Origin of the sequence: Marinovum sp. PR37, assembly GCF_028807375.1 — a bacterium.
GTDB classification, from domain to species: domain Bacteria; phylum Pseudomonadota; class Alphaproteobacteria; order Rhodobacterales; family Rhodobacteraceae; genus Marinovum; species Marinovum algicola.
The window spans coordinates 1-12,715 of sequence record NZ_JARAML010000033.1; the positions used below are offsets into that span (position 1 = coordinate 1).

Annotated in this window: 9 protein-coding genes and 1 pseudogene; 9 read left to right on the forward strand and 1 reads right to left on the reverse strand. The window is 63.6% G+C overall.

The features are described 5' to 3' along the window. Window positions 1–197: 197 nt before the first annotated feature. Window positions 198–431, reverse strand: a pseudogene (locus tag PVW49_RS20840) (hypothetical protein); the annotation flags it as partial. 567 nt (window positions 432–998) lie between these two features. Here PVW49_RS20840 and PVW49_RS20845 point away from each other — a divergent pair. The 9 genes from PVW49_RS20845 to PVW49_RS20885 all read left to right on the forward strand — a co-directional run bounded on the left by PVW49_RS20845 (window position 999) and on the right by PVW49_RS20885 (window position 12,581). Next, complete coding sequence (locus tag PVW49_RS20845) at window positions 999–2,306, forward strand: TRAP transporter large permease (protein WP_274591471.1); 1,308 nt, start codon at window positions 999–1,001, stop codon at window positions 2,304–2,306. A gap of 67 nt (window positions 2,307–2,373) precedes the next feature. Then, the gene (locus PVW49_RS20850) at window positions 2,374–3,966 is read left to right on the forward strand and encodes a flavin-containing monooxygenase (RefSeq protein WP_274591472.1); all 1,593 of its coding nucleotides are present in this window, start codon (window positions 2,374–2,376) and stop codon (window positions 3,964–3,966) included. A gap of 105 nt (window positions 3,967–4,071) precedes the next feature. Further along, window positions 4,072–5,778: a flavin-containing monooxygenase gene (locus PVW49_RS20855; protein ID WP_274591473.1), complete on the forward strand. Its 1,707-nt coding sequence runs from the start codon at window positions 4,072–4,074 to the stop codon at window positions 5,776–5,778. Next, complete coding sequence (locus PVW49_RS20860; RefSeq protein ID WP_274591474.1) at window positions 5,775–6,869, forward strand: cyclase family protein; 1,095 nt, start codon at window positions 5,775–5,777, stop codon at window positions 6,867–6,869. Before PVW49_RS20855 ends, PVW49_RS20860 begins: the two co-directional genes overlap by 4 nt. Before the next feature lie 70 nt (window positions 6,870–6,939). Continuing rightward, window positions 6,940–7,740, forward strand: coding sequence for an SDR family NAD(P)-dependent oxidoreductase (locus PVW49_RS20865; protein WP_274591475.1), 801 nt, complete (start codon window positions 6,940–6,942; stop codon window positions 7,738–7,740). Window positions 7,741–7,761: 21 nt separating this feature from the next. Further along, a complete protein-coding gene (locus PVW49_RS20870) occupies window positions 7,762–8,535 on the forward strand; it encodes an SDR family NAD(P)-dependent oxidoreductase (protein ID WP_274591476.1) in 774 nt (257 codons plus the stop codon). A 67-nt stretch (window positions 8,536–8,602) separates the two neighbouring features. After that, the gene (locus tag PVW49_RS20875) at window positions 8,603–10,222 is read left to right on the forward strand and encodes a GMC family oxidoreductase (RefSeq protein WP_274591477.1); all 1,620 of its coding nucleotides are present in this window, start codon (window positions 8,603–8,605) and stop codon (window positions 10,220–10,222) included. Window positions 10,223–10,269: 47 nt separating this feature from the next. Further along, window positions 10,270–11,229: an alpha/beta hydrolase gene (locus tag PVW49_RS20880; protein WP_274591478.1), complete on the forward strand. Its 960-nt coding sequence runs from the start codon at window positions 10,270–10,272 to the stop codon at window positions 11,227–11,229. 182 nt (window positions 11,230–11,411) lie between these two features. Continuing rightward, window positions 11,412–12,581, forward strand: coding sequence for a C4-dicarboxylate TRAP transporter substrate-binding protein (locus PVW49_RS20885; RefSeq protein WP_274591479.1), 1,170 nt, complete (start codon window positions 11,412–11,414; stop codon window positions 12,579–12,581). Window positions 12,582–12,715 lie beyond the last annotated feature (134 nt).

Below are 12,715 nucleotides of genomic sequence, written 5' to 3' on the forward strand. Positions count from 1 at the left end.
TCATTCAGGGGATTGCCTTCGAAGACGGCATCAAGCAACTTCCAACCGCCGCCTGATCACACCGTCACCAACTTTCGGGCATAGCTCCATCCGGTGTCCCGGATGCCCTGATATCGTTGCCCAAGCGGTCTCCGCCGTCAGAAGCGGTCTCTCCCATAGCAAACACAGGGTACGCGCGATGGCGGCCCTCACCGTCCTTAAGACGAGAGCCAAAATCCCAAGCGGAAGACCTGAACATTATCTACGAGGTCAGCGAACTGCCTCCACGGCTCTGATGAGACAAGGGTCCTTCCGCCTGGGCTCATCCCCTCGAAGAAGGGGCGACAGGGTTCGCCGTGTTTGACCACGGAGTGTACGGTGCGCGCCATTTTCGCGGCGATCGCGGCGTAGGCCTTGCGTCGCAGATGGGCATTGTGTCGGTCCCGCGCGATCACTGCAAGATGGAGGGCATACCTGATCGCCCAGGCTCCAAATTCAAGATCAGACCCGATGGCCAGGAGCCGAGATGAGGGGAAACCTCATTATTCACCAATAACTTATTCAAGCATACAAAGCCGAACCTGCTGAGTCATCGCCTTCTTTCGAGCGCACCGGTACGGCGCAACTGAAGCCTAGGAGGGCCGCCCCCGGCTGCTTAGCTATGGCAGGCCCCGGTCGTTCCCGCCGCCCCTCCAACATCTTGCATTTTCGGTCTGCAGCCAGCGCACATGACCGGCCTGCGCCTGCTCCTCGGTTTGATGGGGCGATGAGAGAAGTGCGCCCTTGGAACTGTCGCTTGAATATAACTTTTCGTCTTGGATGAACGATAGAACTTTCATTATCCATTACCAAAAATATGGAGTTAAGTCATGAACAAGAGCATCGGGATCTTAGGGAGGACTTGGGATGCAGCGTACCATTTTGCCTGTCCTGCGCGGAAAACACGCGCGGTTGACGGCCTCTGCACAACGTCGGCCCTCGGGTCTGCAAACGCTCACGAATGCGCTGGAGCAGTCTGAATGACGGATATTCAAGTAGGTTTCGTGGGCATCGGGCTTTTGCTGACGTTGATTGCCCTGCGGGTGCCGATCGGGGTCAGCCTGATCGGCGTGTCGTTTGGCGGCATCTGGGTGCTGGTCGGCGAACGCGCGGCCTTTGGCTCGCTGGGGATCATTCCCTACAACATGGCGGCCACTTGGCAGCTGAGCTCGGTGCCGATGTTCCTTTTGATGGGGTTCTTCAGTTTTCATGCCGGTCTGACCAAGGGGCTCTTCGATGCGGCCCGGGTCTGGCTTTCTGGCTTGCCGGGGGGGCTGGCCATCGCGTCGGTCTTCGGGGCGGCGGGTTTCGCCGCGGTCACCGGGTCCTCGGTGGCCTGCGCGGCGGCCATGGGACGGATCGCGGTGCCGGAGATGCTGCGGCGCGGTTATGACGTCAGCCTGGCCACGGGTACCGTCGCTGCGGCGGGCACCATCGGCGCACTCATTCCGCCGAGCATCCTGATGATCATGTACGGCATCATCGCCGAAGTGCCGATCAACCAATTGTTCCTTGGCGGCATCGGCGCCGGCGTGATCACCGCCGCAGGCTATATCCTGGTCATCATGGTCCGGGCCACCTTGCAGCCCGAGCTGGCGCCGCGTCTGAAAGAGACCGTGCCGCTGTCGGAGAAGCTGTCGGCGCTCAAGGAAATCTGGCCGGTGCTGGTGCTGGTGATCTGCGTCTTCGGCGGGCTTTTCGGGGGGATTTTCACCCCAACTGAAGCCGGCGCCGTCGGGGCCTTCATGTCGATGGCCATTGCCGCGATCAAGGGCCTGCTGACGCTCAAGAAGATCCGCGACGCCCTGCTCGAGACGCTGCTGACCTCTGGCGCGCTGTTCATCATCGCCATTGGCGCAAGCATGCTGACCCGGTTCCTGGCCTTCAGCGGCGCCGGCGACTACCTGAGCGAGATCGTCATCGCCATCGGTGCCAATGAGGTCCTGCTGCTGCTGGCAATCGCCGTGATCTACCTGGTGCTTGGCATGTTCCTCGAGCCGTTGGGGGCGATGTTGCTGACCCTGCCGATCCTGTTGCCGATCATCGAAAGTACGGATTACTCGCTGGTCTGGTTCGGTATCGTACTGACCAAGTTCCTCGAAATCGGGATGATCACGCCGCCGATCGGGCTCAATGTCTTTGTTATCAAGGGCGTGGTCGGCAATCTCGCCTCCACCTCCACCGTCTTCCGCGGGGTCATGTGGTTCCTGGTCGCCGACCTGCTGGTGGTGGCGCTGCTGATCCTGTTCCCGGAAATCACCCTGTACCTGCCCCGCGTGCTGAACTGAGCCCCGCCCGGCCTGTCAACCCATCCGTTCCGGCCCCTGCGCCGAAAAGCTCGAGAGGAGTACCCCAATGATGCATGAGAAACTCGACGTTGTCGTCGTCGGTGCGGGATTTGCCGGCATGTATCTTCTGCACCGTCTGCGCACGATGGGCCTGACCGCCCGGATCTACGAGGCTGGCTCTGACGTCGGCGGCACTTGGTACTGGAATCGCTATCCCGGCGCCCGCGTCGACGTGGAAAGCATGCAGTATTCCTACCAGTTCGACGAGGAGCTGCAGCAGGAATGGGAGTGGAGCGAACGATATTCGCCGCAGCCGGAAATCCTGCGCTATGCCCGCCACGTTGCCGACCGCTTCGATCTGCGTCGCGACATCCGCTTCGACACCCGCGTCCAGGCGGCGCATTTCAACGACGACAGCCAAACCTGGCATGTCACCACCGAACCGGGCGAAACGGTCGAGGCTCGGTACTTCCTGCTGGCCGTCGGCTGCCTGTCGTCCTTCAACAAGCCCGACATCCCCGGCATCGATGACTTCAAGGGCAACACTTATTTCACCGCGCAATGGCCGCATGAGCCGGTGGACTTTACCGGCCAGCGGGTGGCGATGATCGGCACCGGGTCGACCGCCATGCAGTCAAGTCCGGTGATCGCCAGCCAAGCGAGAAGTCTGACACTGTTTCAGCGGACGCCCAACTACTCGATCCCGTCGCACAACGGGCCGCAGGACCCCGAGTATGTCGTCTACGTCAAAGAGAACTACCCCGAGCTGCGCGCCAGGGCCAAGCGGATCTACGGCGGCGTGCTCGACGATTTCGGCGAGAAAGAGGGCAAGACGACGCCCAAGGACGAGATGCAGCGCGAGCTTGAACGGCGCTGGGAGCGGGGCGGTCTGACCTTCCTCGGCGGCTACACCGACTCGATGTACGACAAGGAAACCAACGAATTTGCCGCCGAATTCGTGCGGCAGAAGATCAGGCAGATCGTCAAGGACCCGGAAACCGCCGAATTGCTCTGTCCGAGCAACGAGATCGGGGTCAAGCGGATCTGCGTCGACACCGGCTACTTCGAGATCTTCAACCGCCCCAACGTCGACATCATGGAGGTGCGCCAGACGCCGATCGAGCGAATTTCCGACAAGGGCATCGTCCGCGGCGGCATCGAGCACGAGTTCGACAGCATCGTCTATGCCACCGGCTTTGACGCCTTCACCGGCAGCTACAACCGCATCGACATCCGCGGGCGCAACGGGCTGAAGCTGCGCGATCACTGGAAGGACGGCCCGCGCAATTTCCTCGGAATGGCGGTCGCCGGTTTCCCCAACATGTTCACGGTGACCGGCCCGCTCAGCCCGAGCGTCTTTACCAACATGCTGCCGTCGATCGAACAATCGGTCGAATGGATCACCGAAACCATCGACTACGTCCAGAAAAACGCCCGCACGGTGATCGAGGCTACGCTCGATGCCGAAGACTACTGGGTACGCCATTGTGACGAGGTCGCCCGCCCCAGCCTGCGCTACCACGCCGACTGCTGGTACCTGGGCTCCAACATCCCCGGCAAGCCACGGGTTTTCATGCCCTACAACGCCGGCCTGCCTGCCTACATCGAGAAGTGCAACGAGGTCGTGGCCAATGGCTACCAAGGCTTTGCCGTAGCCTGACCCGGCCCTTCCGACAGACGACCTTCAAGTGCGAGCGGCTGTCCCTGTTCGCGCACCGGCTGAGTTCAGCCTGCCACCAGAGAAATCTATGCCTGAGGAACTGACATGAGCATTGATCGTAAAGACGAAGCCGGTCACCGCGCCGCCGAAAGCCCCGAGTATGATGCCATCGTGATCGGGGCCGGAATGTCCGGGATGTACCAGCTCTACCGCCTGCGGGAACTGGGCTTGAAGACCCTGGTTCTGGAGGCGGGGTCCGGTGTTGGCGGCACTTGGTACTGGAACAAGTACCCTGGCGCGCGCTTCGATTCAGAAAGCTGGTCCTATGGCTATTCCTTCAACGAAGAGATCCTGAAGGAATGGAGCTGGTCAGAGCATTTCGCTGGCCAGCCCGAGATCAAGCGCTACTGTGATCTGGTCGCCGACAAACTCGAGCTTTGCGATGACATCCGCTTCAAATCGCGGGTGGCAGAGGCGCAGTATCTGGAAGACCGCAACATCTGGCGGGTGCAGCTGACCGACGGAACCGAGTTCTTCAGCCGCTACCTGATCACCGGCATCGGCCTGCTGTCGATCCCCACCATGCCGAGGTTCGAGGGCGTCAATGATTTCAAGGGCACTTGGTGCCACACTGGTCTCTGGCCCGAAGAGGGCATCGATTACGACGGCAAGCGCGTCGCCGTCATCGGCACCGGTGCCAGCGGCATTCAGGCGGTGCAGGAAATCGCCAAGACCGCCAAGAGCCTTACGATTTTTCAACGCCGTCCGAACTGGTGTACCCCGCTGCACAATTCGCCAATCTCCGAACAGAAAATGGAGGATATCCGCAGCCGCTATCCCGAGATCTTCAAGCATTGCCAGACCACCGCGGCCTGCTTCATCCACACCCATGACCCGCGTGACGCGCGCGCGGTGTCCAAGGAAGAGCGGCTGGCCTTCTGGGAAGAGCTCTACAAGACGCCGGGTTTCGGCATCTGGCAGGGCAATTTCCACCAGATCCACACCGACCGCGAGATCAACCGCGAGATTTCGGACTTCGTGGCCGACAAGATCCGCCAGCGCGTCAAGGACCCGAAAGTGGCCGAACAGCTGATCCCCAAGGATCACGGCTTCGGCACCCGTCGGGTGCCGCAGGAGACCGGCTATTACGAGGTCTTCAACCAAGACAATGTCGAGCTGATCCCGGTGCTGGAAACGCCGATCGAGCGGATCACCCCGACCGGCATCCGCACCACCGAGCGAGAGTTCGAGTTCGACGTGATCATCTATGCCACCGGTTTCGACGGCATCACCGGCGCTTTCGACCAGATCGATTTCCAGGGCGCAGACGGCCAGACCCTGCGCGAGGAATGGAAAGACGGGCCTACCACCTTTGTCGGCATGATGGTCAAGGGCTTCCCGAACATGTTCATGGTCATGGGTCCGCACGGCGCGCTGGGCAACCAGCCGCGGTCGATCGAACATAATGTTGACTGGATCAGCCGCATCATCGGCCACATGGAGGAGGAGGGGATCACCAAGGTGACGCCCAAGCCCGCAGCGGTCGACGAATGGCATGACTTCGTTGCCGAAAAGGCCAAAGGCCTCTTGGCCAACGAGGTCGACAGCTGGATGACCGGCGTCAACATGAACGTCAAAGGCAAGGAAAAACGTGGGCTTGTCCGCTACAGCGGCACCGCACCGGAATTCCGCGCCCGCTGCGAGGCGGTGATCACCGGCGGCCACCGCGAGCTGGAGTTCACCCGGCCGACGATCGCCTTTCCGCTGTCGAACGACTTTACCGGAACCAAATCCAAAGGAACGGGACAATGACGGAACACATGCATGCGACCTCTGCCGCCAGTACATGGGGCCGGCGGCTCTTTCATCCGGCTCTCGCGGCGCTGACGCTCGCGCTTTCGGGCGTGGCACTGCCCGCCAGCGCCTGCAGCGTCGAGGCCTGGGCCGAGTGCCAGGGCAAGCCCTGGGTCGACGGCGAGACCATGGACACCCCGATGGGCGAGAAGTGGTGGCCGAACCCGCTTTGGGGTGAAGGTGACGAGGCCGGCTCGACCAACTGGTATCTGGATCCCGAGGTGGTGCTGCGCGCAGTGTCGCAAATTCAGACCGGCAAGGTCTATCGCCTGGGCCATGACTACCACTCTGAAATGCCGATGTTCGGCGTGCGCAAGTGGACGATGCATATTCCCGGCGCGCCGACCGGCGGCCCGTTTGGCACCAACGCGCTGATCTGGAACGACGAATACCTCGCCACCGAGATCGGCCAGGTCGGCACGCAGTTCGACGGTCTGGGTCACGTCGGGGTACAGGCCGGCGCGCCCGGCGACAAGTCGAAGATGTACTTCTACAACGGCTTCACCGCCGAAGACATCAACGGCACCTACGGGCTCAAGAAGCTGGGCGTCGAAAAGCTGCACCCGATCGTGGCGCGCGGCGTGCTGATCGACTTTACCTCGCTCAAGGACTGGGACGTCGGCGACTGCGCCTCCGTGGCTGACGTTCAGACGGCGCTGAGCAACCAAGGCATGGCGGATTTCGAGTTCTTGGACGGCGATGCCATCCTGCTCCGCTTCGGCTGGGAGCAATTCTGGACCGATCCGGCCAAGTACAACTCGGGCGAGCCGGGCCTCTGCATGGATGCCGCCCGCTGGGTGGTGGCGCAGAACCCCGGGGTGACCGGCGGTGACACCTGGGGCGCAACCGATCCGGTGCCTTACCCGGACCCGACCTGCGCCTCCTGCGTCCACAGCTTCTTCCAGACGCGCCACGGCATCGTCAACCAGGAGAACCTGCGGCTGGGGCAACTGGCCGACGATGGGACCTTTGTCTTCACCTACATCTACAGCCCCATGCCGATCCGCGGCGGCACTGGCTCGCCCGGCTCGCCGATCGCCATCCGCTGAGAGGCACGCGGTCAGGCCGGGCACAAGCGACCCGGCCTGACCGGCCCAGGACCGCAAAGGAGCAAGCGCCATGAGGCTTGAAAACAAGGTCGCCGTCGTCATCGGCGCAGGACAGTCGCCGGGCCAGACCATCGGCAACGGGCGGGCCACCTGTCTCGTCTTCGGCCGTGAGGGCGCCCGGGTGCTCTGCGTCGATCGTGACCTCGCCAGCGCCGAGGAAAGCGCTGCCATGGTGCGCGAGGAAGGCGGCACTGCGCAGGCCTTCCAGGCCGATGTCACCCGCGAGGTCGATCTCGCGGCGATGGCCGCCTTCTGTGTGAAGGAGTGGGGCCGCGTCGACGTGCTGCACTACAATGTCGGCATCGGCACGGTTGGCGGCGACGCCCAGCTGCCTGGCATCACCGAAGAGGCCTTTGACCGGGTGATGGCGGTGAACCTGCGCGGCAACATCATGGCCTGCAAGCACGTAGTGCCGATCATGAAGGCGCAGGGTGGCGGCTCGATCATCAACATCTCGTCGCTGGCCGCGATCGAGAAGAACCCGATGGTGACCTACAAGACCAGCAAGGCCGCGATGGTGGCCTTTACCGAGCAATTGGCGATCACCAATGCTGCCGACGGCGTGCGCGCCAACGCGATCCTGCCGGGGCTGATGGACACGCCCATGGCTATCGACATGCGCGCGCCGATCCTCGGCCAGACCCGCGCCGAGATGGAGGTGTCGCGCAACAAGCGGGTGCCCTTGCGCAACAAGATGGGCACCGCCTGGGACGTGGCCAATGCCGCACTCTACCTCGCGTCGGATGAATCCGGCTTCGTCACCGGCATCTCGTTGCGCGTCGACGGCGGCGCCGGCGTGAACGTCGGCTGAGCCAGGGTCAGGAGGGCAGTCATGGATACAGTCAGTCAGCGCAGGGGGATCGCCGGAAAGGTGGTTCTGGTCACCGGCGGAGGCCAGGGCATCGGCGCCGCAATCGTACGCCGGTTTCATGCCGAGGGCGCGCTCGTGTGCATCAGCGACATCCACATCGGCCCGGCCGAGGTGCTGGCAGAAGAACTGAACGCCACCGAGGGACGCCCCCGCGCCCAGGTGGTCAGGCTCGATGTCACCCGCGCCAAGGAGTGGGACAGGGTCGTGACGCAGCTGACCGAAGATCACGGCGGCGTCGATATCCTGATCAACAATGCCGGCATTCTCGACCCTGTGCCACTGGACGAGATCGACGAAAACGCATGGGACCTGACCATGGCGGTGAATGCCAAGGGACCCTTCCTCGGCGCGCAGAAAGTCCTGTCCGCGATGCGCCAGCGCGGCGGCGGGGCCATCGTCAATGTCTCCTCCATGGCCGGCATCATCGGTGGGCGGGCGGCGCATTACGTCTCGTCCAAGGGGGCGGTCCGGATGCTGACCAAGTCGGTGGCGCTGGTGGGGGCTGCCGCCAATATCCGCTGCAACTCGGTGCATCCCGGCATGGTGGAGACCGCCATGGCACAGGCGGCGGTGGCCCGACCCGGCGCGCGCGAGGCGCGGCTGGCGCGCCTGCCGCTTAACCGCTTCGGCGAGCCGTCCGAGATCGCCAACGTGGTGGTCTTTCTCGCCTCATCCGAGGCGTCGTTCATGACCGGGGCCGAGGTCTGTGTCGACGGTGGCGGAGCGATTGTATGAGCCACAGCCCAGCCCCCCGGACCCGCTTTGCCCCTGCAGCCCACTGTTACAGACAGGAAAACCCGTGATGGATTACGATTACATAATTGCCGGCGCGGGGTCGGCAGGCTGTGTCCTGGCCAACCGGCTCTCGGCGGATGCCAAGATCAAGGTGCTGCTGCTCGAGGCCGGGCCAGAGGATCGCCACTTCTGGCTCAGCATCCCGCTGGGTTTCGGCAAGGTGCTGACCAACGAAAAGCTCAACTGGTGTTACGAGAGCGAGCCGGAACCCCATGCCAACAACAAGCGCGATTTCCTGCCGCGCGGCAAGGTGCTGGGCGGGTCGAGCTCGATCAACGGCATGATCTACATGCGCGGCAACCGGCGGGACTACGACGGCTGGGCGCAGATGGGCTGTCAGGGCTGGTCTTACGACGAGGTGCTGCCCTATTTCCGCAAGTCCGAGAACAACCAGCGCGGCGAAAGCGAGTTTCACGGCACCGGCGGGCCGCTGCAGGTGACCGACCAGACAGAGGTCATGCCGGTCAGCAAGGCGCTGATCGCCGCCGGCGCCGAGGTCGGTCTGCGGCACAACCCGGATTTCAACGGCGCCGAGCAGGAGGGTATCGGCCTAGCCCAGGTGACGATGTCGCGCGGCCGCCGCTCCAGCACGTCGCAGGCTTATCTGAAACCGGTCCGGTCTCGGCCCAACCTGCATGTCCATACCCTGTCGCATGTCCGCAAGGTTCTGTTCGACGGCAAGCGCGCCACCGGCGTGCGCTACGAGCGAGAAGGCCGGATGACCGAGGCGCGGGCCCATCAGGCGGTGATCCTCTGCGGAGGGGTCTACGGCTCGCCGCAGATTCTGGAACTGTCGGGCATCGGCGACGCCGACCGGCTGCGCGACATCGGCGTCGAAGTGGTTCACCATCTGCCGGGGGTCGGCGAGGGCATGCAGGACCACCAGGTCTATCGCCTGCGCTGGAAGCTCAAGAACGCGCCGGGCACCTTCAACGAACGCACTCGCGGGTTGCGGGCGCTGCGCGAGGGGATCCGCTACTACATCAACGGCACCGGCGTGCTGGCCAGCCCGACCAACCCGGTCAACGCCTTCTTCCGCACGCGGCCCGATCTGGCCACGCCCGACACCCATCTGCAGGTCTTCCCCGGCACCTATACCTCAATGCAGGACCGGCGGTTGCACGATCATCCCGGCATCACCCTCGGCCCGACGCTGCTGCGGCCGCAGAGCCGCGGCTCGGTACATGCAAAGTCGTCAGACCCTCATGTGCCGCCGGCGATCCTGACCAATATCCTCGGCACCGAGGCCGACCGGCAGACCGCCGTGCTGGCCATGCGGTTTACCCGAAAGATCATGGAAACCACGCCGATGAAGGCCTTCTATGATTGCGAGATGACGCCGGGCAAGGCGGTGCAGACCGATGATGAATTCCTGGCCTATGCGCGCGAGACTGGCGGCAGCAACTTCCACGCCACCAGCTCCTGCCGGATGGGGCGCAGCGATGATCCGATGGCGGTGGTCGACACCCGGTTGCGGGTGCGCGGCATCGAAGGCTTGCGGGTGGTCGATGCTTCGGTCATGCCGATGGTGGTCGCCGGCAACACCAATGCGCCGACCATCATGATCGCCGAAAAGGCCGCTGACCTGATCCTCGAGGATGCCAGGGCCAAGGTGGCGGCCACATGACCGGCGCTCTGACCGAGACCTGAGACCAACCGCAGCAAAGGTGCCCGATGCCCGAAGACGTTCATCCGCAAGTCCAGGCACTGCTTGATCGCGCGCAGGAACTGGGGCTGCAAAGCCTGCAGCATCTCGATCTGGCAGCCGCACGCGCCCAGGCCGAAGGTCTGGCAGCAGCGCGCCGGGCGTCTTATCCGCCGCCAGAGGTCCATCAGGTCGAGAACACCACCACCGGGCCGGGCTATGGCCATGTGCCGGTGCGGATCTATCGGGTGTCCGACGCCGCTGATGCCCCGGTGGTGGTCTATTATCACGGCGGCGGGCATGTGGTCTGCAGCCTCGAAACCCATGACACCCTGGCGCGGTTCCTGGCCTTAAAGAGCGGCTGCACGCTTGTTTCGGTGGATTACCGGATGGGGCCGGAACACCCGTTCCCGGCGGCGGTCGAGGATTGCTACGACGCCACCCGCTGGGTGGCCGACAGGGCCGAGGCCTTGCGGGTCGATCCCGACCGTCTGGCGGTCTGCGGTGACAGCGCCGGGGCCAATCTGGCCGCCGTAGTGGCGCTGATGGCGCGCGACAGCGGAGACTTCTCGGTCACCGCGCAATCGCTGGTCTACCCGGTGATCGACTACCGCGGCGGCACGGCGTCCTATGACCGTTACGGCAGCGGCTACGGCTCGCTCGAGACCGAGACGGTGCGTTGGTTCATGGAGCGCTATCTGCCGGATCCGGCGCTGCGCGACGACTGGCGCGCCTGCCCTGCCAACGCCCGACTTGATGCCCGCCTGCCGCCGGCGCTGGTGCTGACCGCCGAATGCGATGTGCTGCGTGACGAGGGCGCGGCCTATGCGCAGCAGCTGCGCGCCGCCGGGGTCGACGTGCAGTACCAGAACTTCATGGGCATGACCCATGGCTTCATGGGCTTTCTCGGGCTCGTCGATGCGGCGGAACAGGCGCATGTGGCTGTGGCCAGCTTCCTCAACGACATCTGGCGCAAGACGCCCGCGTGACCGCGCGCAAGCGGAGTGAGGCCTGCCTTGGCGGTGACGCCAGCGGCGGGCTTTGTCGTGCCGGCGACCTTCCATAAGTTGTATTACTTTTTGAACCGTTAAGTAAACGCCTATTCATTATGCATAACAAAACATTTGGCCGAAGATGGTTCGGGAAGAACATTTCGATTGGGAGGAATCAAATGGAACTGCCGTCACTTACCGGGCCCCGAGGTCTGAAGGTCGCCAGTGCGACCGCGCTCGCAGCCGCGCTGGCCTGCGCCTCGGTCCAGGCCTCGGCCGAGCCACTGAAGGCGGCTGTCGGCCTGCCCCCCAAGAATTCCACGGTCAAGAGCTACGAGGCCTTTGCCGATTACGTCGCCGAGAATTCCGACCTCGAGATCAAGGTCTACTCGCTGTCGCTCTTGAGCATGAAGGAAACCTCACCCGGTATCCGCGACGGTCTGGCCGATCTCGGCTTTGTCCTGCCGGTCTATTACCCGGCCGAGTTCTCCGAGAGCAACCTGGTGGCCAACCTGTCGATGCTGTCGACCGCGGGTCGCAAGGTGCCCAGCCCCGGTGCCGCGATGACCGGCGCGATGAGCGAATATATCTTCTTCGAATGTCCCGAATGCCTGGCGGAATACACCGCGCAGGGGCAGGTCTTCCTCGGCAGCATGTCCAGCGCCTCCTACGTGCTGCTGTGCAACCGCCCGGTCGAGACTGTGGCGGACCTGCAGGGCACCAAGCTGCGCTCGGGCTCGCCCAATTTCTCGCGCTGGGCCGAAAGCTTCGGCGCCATCGCGGTGTCGATGTCTGGCAATGACCAGTACGAAGCCCTGGGCCAAGGCGTGATCGATTGCACCATGGCGGCGATCAGCGAGCTGACCAACAACTCGCTCGCCGATGTCACCAAGTACGTCACGCTCGACGTGCCCGGCGGCGTCTTTGCCGGCGCGGCGACGGCCAACTTCGGCATCGACAGTTGGCAGGGTCTGAGCGGCGACCAGCGCGCGGTGCTTCTGCGCGGCATGTCGATGATGCAGGCCGACATGACGCTGGGCTATCAGGACCTCTCGGATGAGGACAAGGCCGGCGCGGCGGGCCGCGGCGTGACACTTGTCGACCCGACGGACGAACTTGTGGCGCGGACCGATGCCTTCGTGATGGACGACATCAAGGTGATCGAGGAACAGTTTTCCAGCGACTACGGCGTCTCCAATACCGTCGAGAAGGTCGAGACCATCAAGGCGCTGGTCGAGAAGTGGAAGGGCCTGACCGCCGAGGCTGGCACCGACCGCGAACGCCTGGCCCAGGTCTATTGGGACAACATCTATGCCCGGCTCGATCCCGAGACCTTCGGCATGCCGTAACCTCGAATTCGACAGTCACGCCCGCCCGTTCCTATGCTCCCCGCGCGGACCAGGACGGGGGTGTCTGTCGGATGCCACGTGGGGACTGGCCGACCTGGCTTCCGCGTGGCACCTTGAACCTGACCTGATGGGTG

Bases quoted from the DNA above. Each gene is read 5' to 3' on its own strand.
- PVW49_RS20845 (WP_274591471.1), top strand. From the start codon at position 999: ATGACGGATATTCAAGTAGGTTTCGTGGGCATCGGGCTTTTGCTGACG.
- PVW49_RS20885 (WP_274591479.1), top strand. From the start codon at position 11,412: ATGGAACTGCCGTCACTTACCGGGCCCCGAGGTCTGAAGGTCGCCAGT.
- PVW49_RS20850 (WP_274591472.1), top strand. From the start codon at position 2,374: ATGATGCATGAGAAACTCGACGTTGTCGTCGTCGGTGCGGGATTTGCC.
- PVW49_RS20880 (WP_274591478.1), top strand. From the start codon at position 10,270: ATGCCCGAAGACGTTCATCCGCAAGTCCAGGCACTGCTTGATCGCGCG.
- PVW49_RS20875 (WP_274591477.1), top strand. From the start codon at position 8,603: ATGGATTACGATTACATAATTGCCGGCGCGGGGTCGGCAGGCTGTGTC.
- PVW49_RS20865 (WP_274591475.1), top strand. From the start codon at position 6,940: ATGAGGCTTGAAAACAAGGTCGCCGTCGTCATCGGCGCAGGACAGTCG.
- PVW49_RS20855 (WP_274591473.1), top strand. From the start codon at position 4,072: ATGAGCATTGATCGTAAAGACGAAGCCGGTCACCGCGCCGCCGAAAGC.
- PVW49_RS20860 (WP_274591474.1), top strand. From the start codon at position 5,775: ATGACGGAACACATGCATGCGACCTCTGCCGCCAGTACATGGGGCCGG.
- PVW49_RS20870 (WP_274591476.1), top strand. From the start codon at position 7,762: ATGGATACAGTCAGTCAGCGCAGGGGGATCGCCGGAAAGGTGGTTCTG.